16 protein-coding genes are annotated in these 17,301 nt (G+C 64.8%); 9 read left to right on the top strand and 7 right to left on the bottom strand.

The annotated features are described in order from the left end of the window. Positions 1-72: 72 nt before the first annotated feature. The 3 genes from AC6IW9_RS20895 to AC6IW9_RS20885 are packed head-to-tail and all read right to left on the bottom strand — an operon-like array spanning position 73 to position 4,126. Complete coding sequence (locus AC6IW9_RS20895; RefSeq protein ID WP_497766891.1) at positions 73-1,353, bottom strand: O-antigen ligase family protein; 1,281 nt, start codon at positions 1,351-1,353, stop codon at positions 73-75. A gap of 8 nt (positions 1,354-1,361) precedes the next feature. Beyond that, positions 1,362-2,336, bottom strand: a complete 975-nt coding sequence (locus AC6IW9_RS20890) for a glycosyltransferase family 2 protein (RefSeq protein WP_497766889.1) — start codon at positions 2,334-2,336, stop codon at positions 1,362-1,364. Further along, complete coding sequence (locus AC6IW9_RS20885; RefSeq protein ID WP_497772575.1) at positions 2,333-4,126, bottom strand: hypothetical protein; 1,794 nt, start codon at positions 4,124-4,126, stop codon at positions 2,333-2,335. The genes AC6IW9_RS20890 and AC6IW9_RS20885 overlap by 4 nt, the downstream gene beginning before the upstream one ends. A 392-nt stretch (positions 4,127-4,518) precedes the next feature. Between AC6IW9_RS20885 and AC6IW9_RS20880 the strand changes: the two genes are divergently transcribed. Continuing rightward, positions 4,519-5,958, top strand: a complete 1,440-nt coding sequence (locus AC6IW9_RS20880; protein ID WP_497766886.1) for an oligosaccharide flippase family protein — start codon at positions 4,519-4,521, stop codon at positions 5,956-5,958. 116 nt (positions 5,959-6,074) lie between these two features. Beyond that, on the top strand, positions 6,075-6,605 hold the full coding sequence (locus AC6IW9_RS20875) for a gamma carbonic anhydrase family protein (protein WP_497766884.1): 531 nt from the start codon (positions 6,075-6,077) through the stop codon (positions 6,603-6,605). Between the two features lie 3 nt (positions 6,606-6,608). On the opposite strand, the gene AC6IW9_RS20870 is transcribed toward AC6IW9_RS20875, so the two are convergent. Continuing rightward, positions 6,609-7,229 (bottom strand): transglutaminase-like cysteine peptidase, encoded by a 621-nt coding sequence (locus tag AC6IW9_RS20870; protein ID WP_497766882.1) that lies wholly within the window; start codon positions 7,227-7,229, stop codon positions 6,609-6,611. Between the two features lie 394 nt (positions 7,230-7,623). Here AC6IW9_RS20870 and AC6IW9_RS20865 point away from each other — a divergent pair, with 394 nt between their 5' ends. Together AC6IW9_RS20865 and AC6IW9_RS20860 are read left to right on the top strand one after the other, a co-directional pair. Further along, positions 7,624-8,121, top strand: a complete 498-nt coding sequence (locus tag AC6IW9_RS20865) for a Spy/CpxP family protein refolding chaperone (RefSeq protein ID WP_497766879.1) — start codon at positions 7,624-7,626, stop codon at positions 8,119-8,121. 28 nt (positions 8,122-8,149) lie between these two features. Next, positions 8,150-8,545, top strand: a complete 396-nt coding sequence (locus AC6IW9_RS20860; RefSeq protein ID WP_497766877.1) for a hypothetical protein — start codon at positions 8,150-8,152, stop codon at positions 8,543-8,545. 10 nt (positions 8,546-8,555) lie between these two features. On the opposite strand, the gene AC6IW9_RS20855 is transcribed toward AC6IW9_RS20860, so the two are convergent. Together AC6IW9_RS20855 and AC6IW9_RS20850 are read right to left on the bottom strand one after the other, a co-directional pair. Next, complete coding sequence (locus tag AC6IW9_RS20855; protein WP_497766875.1) at positions 8,556-8,981, bottom strand: universal stress protein; 426 nt, start codon at positions 8,979-8,981, stop codon at positions 8,556-8,558. A gap of 47 nt (positions 8,982-9,028) precedes the next feature. Continuing rightward, positions 9,029-9,181, bottom strand: a complete 153-nt coding sequence (locus AC6IW9_RS20850) for a hypothetical protein (protein ID WP_497766873.1) — start codon at positions 9,179-9,181, stop codon at positions 9,029-9,031. Between the two features lie 260 nt (positions 9,182-9,441). On the opposite strand from AC6IW9_RS20850, the gene ppc reads away from it, so the two are divergent. The 5 genes from ppc to AC6IW9_RS20825 all read left to right on the top strand — a co-directional run bounded on the left by ppc (position 9,442) and on the right by AC6IW9_RS20825 (position 16,919). Beyond that, positions 9,442-12,198: a phosphoenolpyruvate carboxylase gene (ppc, locus tag AC6IW9_RS20845; protein WP_497766871.1), complete on the top strand. Its 2,757-nt coding sequence runs from the start codon at positions 9,442-9,444 to the stop codon at positions 12,196-12,198. 61 nt (positions 12,199-12,259) lie between these two features. Further along, positions 12,260-12,727: a HEPN domain-containing protein gene (locus AC6IW9_RS20840; protein ID WP_497766869.1), complete on the top strand. Its 468-nt coding sequence runs from the start codon at positions 12,260-12,262 to the stop codon at positions 12,725-12,727. A 1-nt stretch (position 12,728) separates the two neighbouring features. Beyond that, positions 12,729-14,054 carry a KGGVGR-motif variant AAA ATPase gene (locus AC6IW9_RS20835; protein WP_497766866.1) on the top strand — a complete coding sequence of 442 codons (1,326 nt, stop codon included), beginning with the start codon at positions 12,729-12,731 and terminating at the stop codon, positions 14,052-14,054. Next, positions 14,051-15,526: a P-loop NTPase family protein gene (locus tag AC6IW9_RS20830; protein WP_497766863.1), complete on the top strand. Its 1,476-nt coding sequence runs from the start codon at positions 14,051-14,053 to the stop codon at positions 15,524-15,526. Before AC6IW9_RS20835 ends, AC6IW9_RS20830 begins: the two co-directional genes overlap by 4 nt. 268 nt (positions 15,527-15,794) lie before the next feature. Then, entirely contained in the window at positions 15,795-16,919 is a 1,125-nt protein-coding gene (locus AC6IW9_RS20825) for an amidinotransferase (RefSeq protein ID WP_497766861.1), read from the top strand. Positions 16,920-16,957: 38 nt separating this feature from the next. Here the strand turns inward: AC6IW9_RS20825 and AC6IW9_RS20820 are convergent, their stop codons facing one another. Next, on the bottom strand, positions 16,958-17,272 hold the full coding sequence (locus tag AC6IW9_RS20820; RefSeq protein ID WP_497766859.1) for a DMT family transporter: 315 nt from the start codon (positions 17,270-17,272) through the stop codon (positions 16,958-16,960). Between the last annotated feature and the right edge of the window lie 29 nt (positions 17,273-17,301).

The raw sequence follows: 17,301 nt of genomic DNA, 5'->3' as shown, positions 1-17,301 counted from the left end.
CCTGTCCGTGCCAAAATAAGACAGATCGGCGAATGTTTCTGATCGGTCGCAAAGGCGGGACCGTCCGCCGGTTCAGCGCCGGATCTCGAACTCCGCGAGATAACGGACGCCGAACACGGCGAAGAGAAAAGCGATCCAATTGGGATTGGCGCGATCGAAATACAGGGTCTCGAGCGCGTTCAGATAGAGGCCGAACATCCATATTTGCAGGAACATCAAGGCGAGAGCCGGCTCGTCGCCGCGCGCGAGGACGCGGCGGATGTCGCGCGCGGGCTGAAGGATCAGCGCGGCGAAGAGCAGGACGAGGCCCGGAAGGCCGAGCGCGAGCACGGCGTCGAGATAGCCGTTGTGCGCATGGGCGGCGGCGCCGGCCCAGATATTGGTGTCGTCACCGCCGAAGCGCAACTCGGCCGTGTTCCAAAATGCGCCGAGTCCATGGCCGAAAATCGGCTTTTCGAGCGCCTTGGGCACGGCCAATGTCCAGATGTCGATGCGCCCGGTGAAAGTGGCGTCGACCGGCAATGCGGCTGTGAGCGCCTTCAATTGCGGAAAGACGACCCCGCCGAGACCGAAAAGAGTGAGCAGAGCCAAGGGTGTGATCACGACGATCCACCAGAGGGCCGCATTGCGCAGGCCCGCCGCGACGAAGGAGAGGACGATCGTCGTGAGGCAGATGGCCGTCGAGCTCTTGCCGCCCGAGGCGAAGACGAAGACGAGCGACAGTACGAAAATGAGCCAGCCCTCGGCCGGCCTGCCGGCGCGCAGCACGAACAGGCCGATGAAGGACAGGATCGAGAACATGGCGCTGGAGATGTTCTTGTGCCCGAACAGGCCGCGCCAGTCGCCCGCGAGCTGCGGCTCGCCGATGTCGGTCGCCTGATGGATCGAGAGCTCCGGCATGAACATCACGCCGAAATAGGACAGTCCGACGATGACGAGCGCCACGACGCTCAGGAGCCGCGCGAATTCGCCGCGATCGCGCGGCAGCAGGAACAAGGAGAGACAGCAGACCGAAGCGCAGACCAGCATGATCAGGCGCTTCAGCGAGGCGGAGAGATCGGCCGAGGTGACGCAGGTCACGACGATCCAGCCGGCGAGCGCGAAATTGACCGGCGTCGCGAGACAGGCGGCGCCGGCGCGGTCGGTCCGCCAGACGAAAAAGGCGGAGGCCGCGGCCATCGATCCGAACGCCACATAGAGTTCGACGTCGCGCCCTTCCGCGAGTTCCAGAGTGTCGGGCGACGCGAGATCGCTGAACGGCTTGAACGTGATCCAGGCGACGAGGAGGATGGCGCAGAACAGCGCCGCCCGCAGCTCGCCCCCGGCGAGCCCATCCTCTCTTCGTTCGGCCATATGCGCGGTCACGAATGGCGATAGGGTTGCGGGAGCAATCCGAAGGAGGCGAGCCAGCGTCCGATCGCGACGCCGATCGGATGGGCGGCGGCGAGCGGATGCCGCCGCGCCGCGAGCATGCGCAAGGCGCGGTGCAGCGAGACCGGCGTCAGCACGACATTCTTGGCGACGAGCCGCAGGCGCGCGGCGACGCCTCGCGCCGCCAGCCGGTCGATGCTGTAGTTGATCGCGCCGGTCGCGAGGCTGCGCCGCAGCACCCAGCCGAGCGTCAGGCGTCCCGGCGTCACGCTCTCGTGGATGCGCGCCTCCTGACGCCAGTAGAACGAAAAGCCGGCGCGGCGGCAGCGCGTGAAGAATTCGGTGTCGCCGCCGCCGAGAAAATTGAAGCGCTCGTCGAGCGCGGGCGCGGCGAGGCCTTCGAACACACGGCGGTCGATCAGGCAATTGCCGGTGCCATAGATGATCGGCGCCGGCCCGCTCCGCATGAAAGCCGGCCAGAACACCGGATGATGGCGGAAGGCCGCGGACGCATTTTCCGGAAATTCCGGCAGCACCGGCCCGCCGACGATGTCGGCGCGATGGTCTCTCGCCGTCCGCACCATTTCGTCGAGCCAGGCGGGCTCGGCGGTCTCGTCGTCGTCGATCATCATAAAATAATCGGCGGCCGGATAGCGCTCGCGCGCGAGCCGGAACGCGGCGTTGATGGCGAAGACGTTCCCCTGCCGCGGCTCGACCGACACGAGCCCGTCGATGCGGCCCGCGGCGAAAAACTCCGTCGCCACCTCGACGCCGCGCATCTCGCGCGCGTCATTGTCGACGACGACGACATGGAACGCCACATTCGTCGCCTGCGCCTCGAGCGAGCGCAGCGTCGCAGCGAGCATCTCCGGACGGCGGAAGGTCGGAATGCAGACGACCGCTTCGATCCGGCCGGAGTCCGGTTCACGGGGCGCCGCGCCGTCGATGGGGAGAATCGACGTCATTCGAGGTGCAACAACATGGCGAGGGCTCCGATCGCCGCGAGCGCCAGCGCGCCGGCCAGCGTCTTGGACCGCCGGCGCGGCGCGGGGGCGCTGCTCGTCTGCGCCGACCGCAGAAACACGGACAGGCGCTCGAGCACCGCCTCGCGCGAGAATCGCGAGGCGAGCGCGTGATCGGCGCCGGATAGGACGTCGAGCGTGACTCCGTCGAGCCGGCGCAGGAAACGTCCGTCCGCGCCGAAGCAGAGGTCGAGCTCCTCCCGCCCCACGTCGCGATCGCCATGAAGGAGCAGGATGCGCACGCCGCGGCGCGCCAGCGCGGAGAAATTCCGCCGCGCCTCGATCGCTCTGCCGCGTCCCGGCCCGAGACGCGTCGCGCCGAGCAGGCCGATCGCCTTGCGTCGCGCGATCGCGGCGAAGATCGAGACGAGCTTGCGCAGCGAGACCTCGCCCGAGGCGACGCGCGCCCAGGCGCGCGCGCTCATCGCTTTCGACACATAGGTCGAAGTGGCGCCGAAGCCGGTCGACAGCAATTCGTCGATCGTCGCGCCGTCGATGCGGCCGAACACCTGGATATTCGCAAGGATCAGCCGGTCGATTCGGGCGTCGCGCAGCGCGGCGAAGAGCGCGAGGGTCGCGCCGCTGCAGACGCCGAACACGACGACGCGGGACAGTCCGCGCGCGGCGAGGCAATCGAGCGCGGCGCTGACGTCTTCTGCGCGCTCCTCACGATAGAGCGCCGATCGCGGGCCGCCCTCGACGCGGGCGGAGTCGCCGATCCCGAGACTGTCCATGCGCAGCGAGGCGACGCCCATTTCGGCGAGCGCGCGCGCGTGAACCACCGCGGAGCGCCCGCAGCCGATGTGATGATTGGCGCCCGTGTCGAGCATCAGCACGGCGGCGCCCGGCGTCGAGCGCGGCCGGCACAGCACGCCGACGAGCTCGCCGCCGGCCCCGAAACGGAGCGCCGTCTCGACGAAGACATCCGTCGCGAGCCCGGCCGGAGCCGGAGCCGCGATCGGCGTGTGCCGCGCGCCTTCGCCGGCGAAGGCGACGATGGCGTCGAAATCGGCGCAGGGCGGCGGCGCCGGCAGCGGCGCGGGCGTGAGCGCCGCATAATCGAAAAAGTCCCGCGTCTCCACCGCCGCGCCCAACCCCTCGAGGCGAGAGACATAGTCGGCGACGGTCCGCGCCGCCGGATCGCGCATCACGAGGATGCGGGGCGCGGGCGAGACGGAAAGGCGCGTCAGATCGACGGCGCGGATCGCGTCGCAGGTCGAGGGCGACAGGACGAAGCCTTCGAGCTCGATCTCCCCGCCTTTCGGACTCGTGGGCGCGCCCGAGGTCGCGGCGAGCATGCGCGACATCGCCTCGAGCTCGCGCAGATAGCTCCGGCCCTTCACGACGGGAGCGATCTGGACGAGACGCTCGACGCCGCCGACCTCGGCCGCGAGGCTCGCGCCGAAACGCAGGCCGACGAGCGTCACCTCGCGCACGCCGATCGTCTCGCGCATCCAGTCGACGGCCGCGCGGATCGACCCGCGCCAGCCGTCCAGCAGAGCGGGATCGTCGCTTTCGCCGAGCGAATCGCCTTCGCCCGGATAGTCGAAGCGCAGCGTCGGCAGGCCGGCCGCGGCCAGAACATCGGCGAGCGCGCGCCACGAATGGTGCGCGCAGAGACCTTCATAACCGATCGACGCGCACATGACGACGCCGCGATCGCCGTTCGCATGATGAAACCAACCGAAGCTCGGCCCGATCGTCACGGCTGTGGTCCTGCTCGTGTGGTTCACACGCAGCAAGGCCGCATCGTCTTTTTTCAGGGTCGCGATGTTCTCTACTCCGTCTTTCCAAAGATCGATCCTGTTCTTTGAAAGGCTCGATCTTTGCTGTTGCAGTTCGACGCAGAGACTTTCATTCGGCAGGGAAATAAGAAGGATCCGTGCCAATCGTCTCGCACGTCATATCGGCGCGGAGCCATGGCGCGGTTCTTGGACCGGGGGTGCGCAGATCGCCGCGCCGTCCCCGATCGGGACAGCGCGGGCGACGCGGCTTCCGAAAGGCGCGTTCGATCTGCAACGAAGGGAAGGGCAGAAAGCGTCCTCAGCAATGAGGAAACTTTCACGCGATACCTCTGGAACGAGAGGCGGCGACCGCCGCCGCATTATCGAGGACGAAACGCCCGATGCTCGCGAGGCAGACCGCCGTCTATTTCGCCGCCAATCTGTTCTCGGCCGTGTTCGGCCTCGCGAACACGATGATCTTCACGCGCCTCTTCGCCGTGACGGCCTATGGCGACTATCTGCTCGGCTTCGCCTTCGCGACTCTGCTCGTGTCGCTGCTCGGGAGCGCGCTCAAGCTCGCGATCCTTCGCGAGCAAGCGCGCGGAGCCGACATTCGGGGGGTCGTGCTCGCCGCCCTGCTGCTCTTTCTCCCCGCCGTCCCCGCCTTCTACGCGGGGGGGCGGCTGTTCGGGCTCGAGCCGCCGGTGGCGGCGGCCTCGACCATGCTCGCGCTCGCCATGTCGTTGCTCGAGATCAGCCAGGATGTGCTGCGCGCCGAACAGAAGACCACGCCCCTTCTGCGCGGCACGATTTTCCGGGCGCTCGCGGTCTCGGCGCTCGGCGTCGGCGTCGCGCTGACCGTCGCGGGCGGCGCGGCGCTGCTCGCCTCCTCGACCTGCGCTTATCTTCTCGCGGCGATCTTGTTCTGGCGCGCTGCCTGGGGCTCGGCGCGGCCTGATTTCGACCGCGCGCGCTTTCGCGAGATCGCCAGGGCGGGCCTGCCCTTCACGCTCTCCATGTCGCTGATGGCGCTCGCCGCCGTCGCCGACCGCTTTCTGCTCGCCGAGCTCGCCGGAGTGGGAGCCGCGGCGGAATATGCGGCGAGCCTGGACCTCGTGCGACAGGCGCTGATCATTCCGGCGGTCAGCGTCTCCGCCGCCTTCGTGCCCATGGCGGTGCGGCTGCTCGCCGACGAGGGCGAAGCGGCGGCGCGCGCCGGGCTCACGCGCTCGCTCGAGCTGCTGCTCGCCACGGCGCTGCCGGCCTGCGCCGGCCTCGCTCTGGTCTCGCCGCAGCTCGCCGATCTCCTGCTCGGCCCGGATTTTCGGCAGACGGCGCGCTTCGCCATGCCCGTGCTGGCGATGGCTCTGGCGTTTCAGATTCTGACGCAGCAATATACGCATACGAGCTTCCTGCTGTCGAACCGCAACCTCTTCTACCTGATCAACACGGGCTCGATCCTGCTCTTCAATCTCGTCGTCTCTGCGCTGCTGATCCTGCGCTTCGGCGTCGAAGGCGCGGTCTGGGGCCGGCTCGCGGCCGAGATCTTCGGTTTCGCCAACGCTTATCTCCTGAGCCGCCGCGCTTTCGTCCTGCCTTTTCCGCCCGGCCGCATCGCCCGCGTCGTCGCCGCGACGGCGGGAATGACGATCGTCGTCCGCGCTCTCTCCGGCGAAGCGGCGACATTGCCGCCTTTCGCGGGACTGGCGCTGCTGGTCTCGGCCGGGGTCGTCGCCTATGCGGCGATGGCCGTCGCGCTCGACATCGCCGAAATTCGCGCATTCGCGCGCGGATCGCTACGGTGGATGCGGGCGCGGGGGGCGTCGCAGCCGTCCATGTGACTCCATTCGCCGCTCGGCCGCGCGCGCCCTTTCCTCCGCGGCGGCAAAGGCTCTACAACGGGCGCGGCGCATCGCGATCGGGGCGCCGCCTGCCTCAGGGGGAGAGACCGAGACCCATGCCACTCTACAAGATCGACGGCGTCGCGCCGCGCCTGCCGGCCTCGGGCCGCTATCATGTCCTGCCCGGCGCCCATGTAATCGGCCGCGTGCAGCTCGAGGAGGACGCCAATATCTGGTTCGGCTGCGTGCTGCGCGGCGACAACGAGTGGATTACGATCGGCGCGCGGACCAACATCCAGGAGAACAGCATCCTCCACACGGATATGGGCTTTCCGCTGACCATCGCCGCAGATTGCACGATCGGTCATGGCGTCATCCTGCACAGCTGCGTGATCGGCGAGGCGAGCCTGATCGGCATGGGCGCGACGATCCTCAACGGCGCCAGGATCGGCCGCAACTGTCTCGTCGGGGCCAATGCGCTGGTCACCGAGGGGAAGGAGTTTCCCGACAATTCGTTGATCGTCGGCTCGCCGGCGCGCGTGGTGCGCACGCTCGACGACGGCGCGCTGGCGCGCCACCTCGAATCGGCCGCCCATTATGTGGAGAACGCGCGCCGCTATGCGAGCGGCCTCGAGCCGATCGCCTGACGCTCAGCGCGACACATAGATCGGCGCGGGCGCGCCGCCGCCGATCGAGACCCAGAGATTGGGGTCGAGCTGGGATTGGCGCTTCACGAAACGATAGGGCGTCATCGTCCAGGGCTTGACCGCGTCGTTCATATTGTCGAGGACGAATTCGCCGTGATTGGTGCGCACGGTCAGCACCGCATGCCCATCGCCGTTGGCCTCTTTGACGACGGTCATCAGCAGCGCCTGGCGGGGATAGCCGCGCTCGATCAGCAGGCGGCGCTTGGCCAGCGCGAAATCCTCGCAATCGCCCTTGCCGTCGGTCGGATAGTCCCATTGGTCGACGACGCCCCAATGATCCATGTCCGAGACCGGCAGGATCGAATGGTTGACGAAGAGATTGACGTTGAGAATGTCTTTGTAGGCCTTGGCGGTGAGGTCGATCTCCCGCGGCGGCGCGCCGTCGCCGTCGCATTCGCCGCGATAGCGGCGGCAGAAGTCGAGCCAGCCGAAGGGAATGCTGGTTTCCGGGCCGACCGCGGCGTAGAGGATTTGCTCGCTCGCGCGGCTCTCTGCGGCCGGCGCAATATAGATCGCGCTGGAAAGCGCCAGAACCATCGCTGTTCTCGTCGCCAAGGCGGACATCGTTCGTCTCCCCGATCCGGAGACGAGAATAGTTTTCGTCTTTTTCTCTCCGCATAAGCGGACATGTCGGATTTTACGCGAAGCGATTTAGATTTGCAGGCATCGTCCGAAAGGATGACATCGGATGAACGTAATGTATGCAATTCGATCGATCGGACGAATCGTCTTCGACGCGCTCGTGCTTTTCGCTTCGCGCCGCGCAAGACGACGGGCCGCGCCGCGCGACGCGCTTCATCCCCGGCCGCCGAGATCGTGAACGCGACCACGCGAAAAAGGTTAAGCCGCGGCCGCGGCGCAAATCGGCCGAATTCGGGCGCAGCCTTGGTTCTGTCTCAATGGCGGCGCATAAGGCAGCGCAATTCGCTTCGCGGTTCGGCTCGAAGGTTCGACGGCGATGTTGCTGCGTATCGGATTTGTCGCGGCGGCGACTCTGCTCGTCGGCCTGCTTTCCACATCGCCCATCGCCGAGCCGCTGGATCGGGCGGCGAGGGACAATCCGTTTGTCGCTCCGGTCCGGCCGCTCGAACGGCGGTTCGACGAGTGGCGGCAGGCGCTGCGCCTCTCCGGCGAGCAGGAGAAGCTGTTCCGGGCGATGGAACGGCATTTGCGGCGCGCCGCAGAGGAACGGGACGCGGCCACCGTCGCCGCCGCCATCGACCGAAATCGGGACGCGCGGCTCGCCCGCGACCCCGGCGCGCCGCTGCGGGCTCGGGCCGAGCGGCTGAATCGCCACGCCGACAGTCTCCGCGCCCTCGCCGACGCCGAGTCGTCCTTCTTCGCCTCGCTCTCCGAGGAGCAGCGGCGCATCGCCGACGACGTTCTTCCCAAAGACATGTTGAACCTGCGCGACGGCTTCCGTCGCCGCGGCCTTCGCCCGGACAAGAACGGCTAGCCGGCCGACCCTCATGCGAGATGTTCAGATGAAGCTCTCTTTCCTGGCGGGTCTCGTCCGGAGCGGCGCGCGCGCCGTCTTCGCCCTCTTGCTGACGGCGGCGACGCCGGCTCCGGCGGCGGCGTCGCAAGACCGCCCCTTCTTCGCCCCGCAGCAGGGCGCCAGCGTCGCCGGCGCACGATCGGATCCGGCGCGGCGGCGCGTGTCGAAATACGAATCCCGAAAAATGCGTCACGCCTGCGCCGCCGAGCGCGGGCTCGCCGGCGCCGAGCGCGAGAATTTCATCGCCAATTGCTATGCCAATCGCTTGGCGCACAGGGGCGACCGCCAGCGCTGCCGTCAGGAGGCGGCGGCGAAGGGCGTCGACAAATCGGCGTTGCGCGACTTCCTGCGCGACTGCGTCAGGGAACGGTTGCGCGATTGACCGCGCCCGCTCAGCGCCGCACGACCAGGACCGAGCATTTGGCGTGGCGGACGATGGTCTTGGCGTTGGAGCCCAAGAGATAGGTCGACATCGCCGGCCGGTGCGAACTCAACACGATGAGATCGGCGCCCCAGTCCTCGGCCTCGGCGAGCACTTCCGGGTAGATGGCGCCGAAGCGGACCACCGTCGTCACCAGCTCCTTCGGATAGTCGAGCTTGGCGGCGATGTCCGCGAGCTCCTGCTCTGCGGAGCAGCGCAGCTCCTCGTCGAAATTGGCCGGTATGTAGTCGATGAAGGCCACGGGCACGAGCGACTGCACATTGACGAGGCGCAAACGGGCGTTCCCGCCCTTGGCGACGGCGAGCGCCTCGTCGAGCGCCTGACGGATGAGATCGGGCTCGGTGAGGTCGAGAGGAACGAGTATCTTTGCAAACATGGGGCGCTCTCCTGTTCTTTTTCAATGTAGGCGCGCCCCGCAGCGTTTCAGAGCGTCGGCAGGCGCGACGGAATGTCGCGCTCGTCTATTTTCCCGACGGGTTCGATCCGCCGTGCGGCCTGCGCAGCGCAGCCATGCGGAATATTCGGTTCGAAGCCGTCGAGAATCAACGGCTCGACGGCGACCGCCGGTTGCGTCATGTGTCGAGCGCAACAGCGTTGGTCGCCGCGTTCGGGAAGACGGCTCTCGCGCTGTCCAGGGGGGAGGCAGCGGCGCCGAAGGCGTCGATATGGCGGCGAGCGTCGCGAGCGCGACGCGAAGGACCCCTGACAGCATAGCCGAAGTCGCTCGGGAAGGACACTGCTGTCCCTCTCGTCTATTCCGCCCCGATATGCTGATATGGTGAAGGAAAATTTTCGCGGCGGCCGCCCGCCGCGCATCCTCGGGAACAGCATCCGACATGCAAGTCGAAAACGACGCCGCCGATTTCAGCTCCCCCGCCGTGCTCAGCGACCAGTCGCTGCTCGCCGACATCCGTCTGCTCGGGCGCCTGCTCGGCGACACGGTGCGCGAGCAGGAGGGCGCGGCCGCCTTCGAGCGGATCGAGACCATCCGCCGCCTCTCCGTCGCCGTCAGCCGCAACGGAGACCTCGAGGCGGATCGCAAGCTCGACGCGCTGCTGCGCTCGCTCTCGGCCACGGAGGCGCTCACGGTCATCCGCGCCTTCAGCTATTTCTCCCACCTCGCCAACATCGCCGAGGACCTGCACCCTCTGCACCAGGAGGGCGGGAGGGAGCCCGGCCTCGCCAATACTTTCGCCCATTTGCGCAAGGCCTCGATCGGCGCCGGCAAGGTCGCGAAAGTGCTCTCCAACGGCTGGGTCTCGCCGGTGCTCACCGCCCATCCGACCGAGGTGCGCCGCAAGAGCCTGCTCGACGCCGAGCACGCCATCTCCGCGCTGCTGCTCGCCCGCCAGCATGCGAAGACCAAGGCCGAGCTCGCCCGCAACGAGCTGCAATTGCGCGCCCGCGTCTCGCAGCTCTGGCAGACGGAGCTCCTGCGCGAGGCGCGGCTCACCGTGCGCGACGAGATCGCCAATACGCTGAGCTACTACCGCACCACCTTCCTGCGACAGATCCCGCTGCTCTACGCCGACATCGAGGAGCGGCTCGACGGCCTGCGCATTCCGCCCTTCCTGCGCATGGGTACATGGGTCGGCGGCGATCGCGACGGCAATCCCAATGTGCGCGCCGAATCGCTCGTCACCGCTCTGCGCCTGCAGAGCGAGACGGCGCTGCGATTCTATCTCACCGAGGTGCACGAGCTCGGCGCCGAGCTTTCCATCTCGCGCCGCTACGCCGGCTGCAGCGAGGCGCTGGGCGAACTCGCCGCGCGCTCGGGCGACGATAATCCGCATCGCGACGACGAGCCCTATCGCCGCGCGCTGATCGGCGTCTATTCGCGCCTCGCCGCGACGCTCGAGGAGCTGACCGGCCAGCACGCCCAGCGCCACGCGGTGGCGCCCGCCAATCCCTACCCGAACGCCCGCGCCTTTCTCGCCGATCTCGAGATCATCGACGATTCGCTGCGCTGCCATCACAGCGAGGTGATCGCCTCGCAGCGCCTGGAGCCGCTCATCCGCGCGGCGGAAGTGTTCGGCTTCCATCTCGCCACGGTCGACCTGCGCCAGAGCTCCGACCGCCACGAGGAGACGATCGCCGAATTGCTCGCCGCGGCGCGCGTCGCCGACGACTACGCCGCGCTCGCCGAGGAGGAGAAGCAGCAGCTCCTCCTGCGCCTGCTCTGCGATCCGCGCCCGGTCCGGCTCGTCGACGCGGGCTATTCCGACAACACCGCGAGCGAGCTCGCCATTTTCGAGACCGCCGCGGCGATGCGCGTGACATTCGGCCGCGAATCGATCCGCCATTACATCGTCAGCCATACGGAGACGGTGAGCGATCTCCTGGAGGTGCTGCTGCTGCAGAAGGAATGCGGCCTGATGCGCGGCACGCTGGACCCTTGCGACGCCGATTCCGTCGCGTCCGGCCTCATCATCGTGCCTCTGTTCGAGACCATCGGCGATCTGCGCAACGCCGCCGGCATCATGCGCGATTTCTACGCCCTGCCCGGAATCGTGAAGCTCGTCACCAATTCCGGCGCGCAGCAGGACATCATGCTCGGCTATTCCGATAGCAACAAGGACGGCGGCATTCTCGCGAGCATCTGGGAGCTCTATCGCGCCTCGACGGCGCTCGCCGAATTCTTCTCCGGGCTGCCGTCGATCGCCATGCGCCTCTTCCACGGGCGCGGTGGCACGGTGGGGCGCGGCGGCGGCCCGAGCTACGACGCCATTCTCGCGCAACCGCCGGGCACGGTGAACGGACAGATCCGCCTGACCGAGCAGGGCGAGGTGATCGCGGCGAAATACGCCAATCCGCAGATCGGCCGCATCAATCTCGAGCTCCTGGTCGCCGCGACGCTCGAAGCGACGCTGCTCTCGCACAGCAAGGCGCCGCCGCAAGAGTTTCTCGACGCCGCCGCCGATCTCGCGCAATGGGGCATGGACGCCTATCGCGGCCTCGTCTACGAACGGCAGGGCTTCGTCGATTATTTTTTCGCCTCGACGCCGATCTCGGAGATCGCCTCGCTCAACATCGGCTCGCGGCCGGCCTCGCGCAAGCCGTCGCGCCGGATCGAGGATTTGCGCGCGATTCCCTGGAGTTTCTCCTGGGGGCAGGCGCGTCTCGCGCTTCCCGGCTGGTATGGATTCGGCTCGGCGATCGCGCGTTTTCTCGAGGGCGACGACGGCGCGCGGCTCGCCCTGTTGCGGCGCATGAACAGCGAATGGCCGTTCTTCCGCACGCTGCTCTCCAATATCGACATGATCCTGTCCAAGACCGATCTGTCGATCGCGCGCCATTATGCGGGTCTGGCGCCGGATCAGGCGCTCGCCGAGCGCATCTATGGGGAGATCGAGGCGGAGTGGGGCAGGTCCAATCGCGCGCTCGCCGACATCACGGGCTCGAGCCAGCGCCTCGCCGACAATCCGTCGCTGGCGCGCTCGCTGCACCACCGCTTCCCCTATATCGCGCCGCTGAACTATCTCCAGGTGGAGCTGATCCGCCGCTGGCGCGGCGGGCAGACGGGCGACGATATCCGGCAGGGGATTTTGATGTCGATCAATGGCGTGGCGGCGGGGTTGAGGAATACGGGGTGAGGGGGTGGTGCGAGTGCAAACGGCTCTCGCACGGTTTCTACGATAAACGCGATGAAAGCGGGTGCAGCATCCCGATGTGATTTTCCTTTATGAAAGCCTAGTTATGGTGGAACGATTTGGCGACGCCGCATTGCGGCATCTAGAAACAGCCGAGCTGCTGGAAGTGGAAGGACGCACGGACGATGCTGCGTACCATTATGGACTGGTTGGGGAAATGGCATTGAAAGCAGCGCTCATTAAGGCGCTAGGCTACCCGTTGCCCGACGCGCTGCTGCGCCACATTAACAATCCGCGAAGATCGCTTCAGGCGGCCATTGAAACGCATGCAAGCACAATCGCCGCCTTGAAGGCGGGGCGACTTGGCGGTGCATTGGGAACAGATCTGGCGCATGGCCTGCTCTCGTACCGATTCGCCAATTGGTCGCTCGACATTCGCTATGCCGACGATCGTCACTGCCCGGTGAGGTTGGCGGATGTCTCTGTTTGGAAGGCGGATGCGGTAGCTCTCTACAACAGTGGGGTATTCTAGAATGACGATGCGCTACGACGACGCCCTCCCCGCGTTGATACGCGTCGCACAGGCCGCCAGTGTGGACCTCTACGCGGAGGACGTCGTAGTTCTGCGTGACGCTTCTGGGCGACTAGGTATCGTTTTCCCGAGCCGCCGGAAATCAGCTGACTTGGCCACGAAGCTGCGTGAAGCCCTTGGGGCCTACGCTCTAGAGGAGCCTGTGCTACCATCAGCGATGTTCTCTTCAATTGACGCAATGGGTCCGCGTGATCTTGCTGTTGCAGTGGAGGGTGGAGCTTTTGTTTGGATTCGTCTCGTAGACCGCCGAATTGTTGGTGCGGATTGGCTGTCAGATTTGGCACCGCCGGCCGAGGGGCCGCCACGTTTGGTGTTTTGCTCACTGAAGGGCGGGGTTGGCCGAACCACTGCGATTGCGGTACTTGCCGCGGATCTAGCGAGCAAGGGCAAACGTGTGTTGTGCATAGACCTCGATCTTGAGGCTCCAGGGCTCGCTAGCATGTTGCTGCGATGTAACGCAGAAGATGACAGGCGGCCAAAATATGGTGCGCTTGACTATCTGGTTGAAAACGGCCTGGGAGGAATCCAGGACGATGAGCTTTTTGACTTCATTGGTATCAGCCACTTCGCCGATCTTGCCGATGGAGTTATTCATGTGCTGCCCACCGTTGGTCGGGTAACTGATGAACATCCAGAAAATATGATCGGCAAGCTAGCGCGCGGCTTGATCGAAGACATCGTCGCGGCCGGCCGACAATCCGTGGCGATACAGGTGCGGCAAATGGTCGATCGTTTCGTCAGTTTCGGGGAATATGACGCCGTCTTAGTAGACGCGCGAGCTGGTCTAGGTGAGGTAACGGCGGGGAGCTGGCTAGGACTTGGCGCTCTTAGACTATTGTTGTTCGCCACCGATCAACCCCAGACATTCCAAGGCTACCGTTATGTGTTGGCTCACTTAATTCAAACGTTAGGCGCTCCAAGCGCGCCAGAGGACGAGTGGCGAACATGCATCACGTTTGCTCAAGCGAAGGTATCCAGTGCAGGTAATGGGCAGGCTCGTTTCCGCGAGCAGCTGTACGACTTGTGCGCAGAAACTCTATACGACGAAGAGGGCGAAGAAGTTACTGGATGGGTGTTCAACTTTGCTTTCGATGAAAAGGGACTTAACGTTCCTCATGATGCGACTTTCATTGCCTATCACCCTGATTATGACCCTTTTTCTCCGCTAGGGCGGGAGGAGGTGCTACGCGAGGATATCTATCGTGGCCCCTTTGGTGCGTTCTTGAAGCGAGCGTGGCAGTTGCTAGGGTGGGAGAGACCAGAATGACTGATCTGGCGTCTCACTTGGTCGCCCTGCGAGCCGTCATAGCGCAATTTCTTCCCCTAGAAGCACATGCGCCTAACACACCAATTGACCTCGACGATATCTATTTTCCTAAATCGCATGCAGCGGCGCTCGATCCGGATCGCTCTTTGGTGATCGGCAACCGAGGCATGGGGAAGAGCTTTTGGGCAAGTGCTTTGTCCGGCGCAGAGTCTCGTAGTCGCATCATATCAGCGCTTCCAGAAGCGCGCCTTGGGGATAACATCGATGTGCGCTTCGGATTCGCCGAAGGCGAAGGAGCGGTAGGAATCAGCCGGGACGAGCTAGCTAAATCTGCGAGACTAGGCTCGACAGTCGAGCAAATCTGGCGGGCGATCACCCTGCCTGATATAGCACGATATGCTGGCGTTGCGGTTCCACGCACTCTTGACAAACGACTTTCGTTGGCGACCAACGAACCCAACAAGGTACGCGAGATAATGCGCGAGGCCGATGCGCGTCTGTCAACAAAGCACGGCAAACTAGTTTTCGTTTTCGATCAGTTGGAGCAACTTGCAGACGATCTTGAGTTGCGCGCCGACCTGACCCAAGGGATTTTGAGGTTGGCTTTAGCCTTTAAGAGCTATCGTGGGCTACGGGTCAAAGTTTTTATGCGTCCTGATCACTTCGCTGAGGATCGACTATTCTCTTTCGCTGACGCTTCAAAAATAAGGGGCGATGCACTAGTTCTCGACTGGCGGAGCGTCGATCTTTATGGCCTACTCTATTCCCGTCTCCTTCGTAGCGCGCGCAAGGACTTCCTTGCTGTCTGCCGCGAAGCAGACGTTTCACTTTCATCAAGAGAACAAATGCCATCTCAGCTGAGGGATGATGAAGAGCAACAGCATCGGGTATTTGATCTCATTGCCGGAGATGCAATGGGGTCTCGTAAGCGAGGCCTACCATATACATGGCTCGTGTCACATCTTGCCGATGCCCGGAACCAGGTGTCTCCGCGAACGTTTCTACGAGCGTTGAAGTTCGCGGCAGAGCATGCGCCGGCCCCCTCTGACAAGGCCATCGATCATTTGGGAATTTACGAGGGCGTGAGGCAAGCTTCTCAGAATCGGGTCGACGATTTGAAGGAGGACTACCCTTGGGTACCACTGGCGCTTCGGACGCTCGCCGGAGCGCTCGTCCCTTGTTCGCCTGACGAAATGATCAGCAAGTGGCAGGCGGCCGATGGCTTGATGGAAAAGCTGCGGGAAAATGTGCCATTTCCAAAGCGGCCGCCGTGGCTAGCAGAAACCGCGATGTCCAAGCGCGGGTTTTTTCATAACCTATTGAAAGCAATGACAGACATCGGCGTTATTGAGAATCGGGTGACCACAGGAAAAGTGGATGTTCCCGATATCTTTAGACTGCCTAATGGCATTAAGCGCAAGGGTGGGATTACCCAACAACAGCGGCGGAGAGCAAGAATGCCTGCCCGGTAGCTTCATGGCGAAGAGTAACGGTCCCGGCTCGCGGCTGGGTCGAGCGATTTGCGATCTGACACTGGTCTGCGGCGGTCCAGGTGGTCCAACCACGGGCGTTGGAATTTGATACCGGTAACGAAGTCGGCCCCCGCATTGAACCACTCCGCCGTAATCAAATATAAATCCCATCCACGTCGGATCGCCGCCGCCGCGCGTGACCTCGAACGGCGGGCGGATGCGGGCGTCGCGCGGCGTGAGAAACGATCTGTTTCGGAGACCTGAAGGCATGAATGTCATCGTTGCGACCGACCATTCGCACAATGCTCCCGCCGCGTTCACATCGCCGGTGAACTCCCACAATGAGTGGGACCCGCTGGAGGAGGTGATCGTCGGGCGGCTGGAGGGCGCCGTCATGCCCTCCGGCCATCCTGTGGTCACCAGCGTCATTCCCGGCTTCACCGCGCGCCTCATGCCGCTCGTCGCCGGCTTCCGCTATCCGGCCTTCATGGTCGCCAAGGCGCAGCGAGAGCTCGATGGATTCGTCGATCTGCTCACCTCCCTCGGCGTCACGGTGACGCGGCCGGAGCCGGTCGACTACCGCGAGAAATTCGGCGCGCCGGGCTGGTCCTCGCGCGGCTTCTGCAACTCCTGCCCGCGCGACAGCATGCTGGTGATCGGCGACGAGATCATCGAGACGCCCATGGCCTGGCCCTGCCGCTATTTCGAGACCCATTCCTACCGGCCGATCCTGAAAGATTATTTCCGCCGCGGCGCGCGCTGGACCTCGGCGCCGAAACCTCAGCTCACCGACGAGCTCTATGATCGCAACTACCGCATCCCCGAGAAGGGCGAGCCGATCTCTTATGTCGTGACCGAATTCGAGCCGGTGTTCGACGCGGCCGATTTCTTCCGTTGCGGCCGCGATCTCTTCGTCACGCGCAGCAATGTGACGAACGCGTTCGGCATAGATTGGCTGCGCCGCCATCTGGGCGAGACCTATTCGATCCACGAGATCGAGAGCCGTTGCCCGACGCCGATGCATATCGACACGACCGTCCTGCCGCTCGGGCCCGGCAGGCTGCTGGTCAATCCCGAATATATCGATGTCGAGCGCCTGCCGCCGATCCTGAAGAAATGGGACATACTGGTCGCGCCGGAGCCGGACCCGATCACCGATCCCTTCCTGCAGAAGATATCGCTCTGCGGCAAATGGCTCAATATGAATGTGCTGATGCTGGACGAGAAGCGCGTGATCGTCGATCCGCATCACACCGGCACGATGCGGGCGATGGAGAAATGGGGATTGGAGCCGATCCCCTGCTCCTTCATGCATTATGCGGCCTTCGGCGGCTCGTTCCATTGCGCGACGCTCGACATCAGGCGGCGCGGCGCGCTCGAGAGCTATTTCTGATCGGCGCGTTCGGCGCGGGCTCCCGCCGCCCGCGCCATTCAGACCTCCATCCTCAGCCCGATGACGCCGAACAGGATGAGCGCGATGGCGACGAGGCGCAGCGGCGTCGTCGATTCGCCGAAGAAGCAGATGCCGACGAGCGCGGCGCCGGCGATGCTCGTGCCGGTCCAGGCCGCATAGGCGGTTCCCATCGGAATCGTCTTGACCGCGATTCCGAGACATCCGACGCTCGCCCCCATCAGAGCCAAGGTCAGTATCGACGGCGCCAGCCGCGAAAAACCTTCCGTATATTTGAGCGTGATCAGCCAGCCGACTTCGAACATGCCGCCGAGGAACAGAATGAACCATGCCATGTGAGCGTTTTCTCCGGGGGGAGGGGCCG

The organism is Methylosinus sp. shoA (assembly GCF_059718125.1).
The sequence above is the reverse complement of the archived record's forward strand: the minus strand, read 5'-3'. Positions and strand labels throughout refer to the sequence as shown.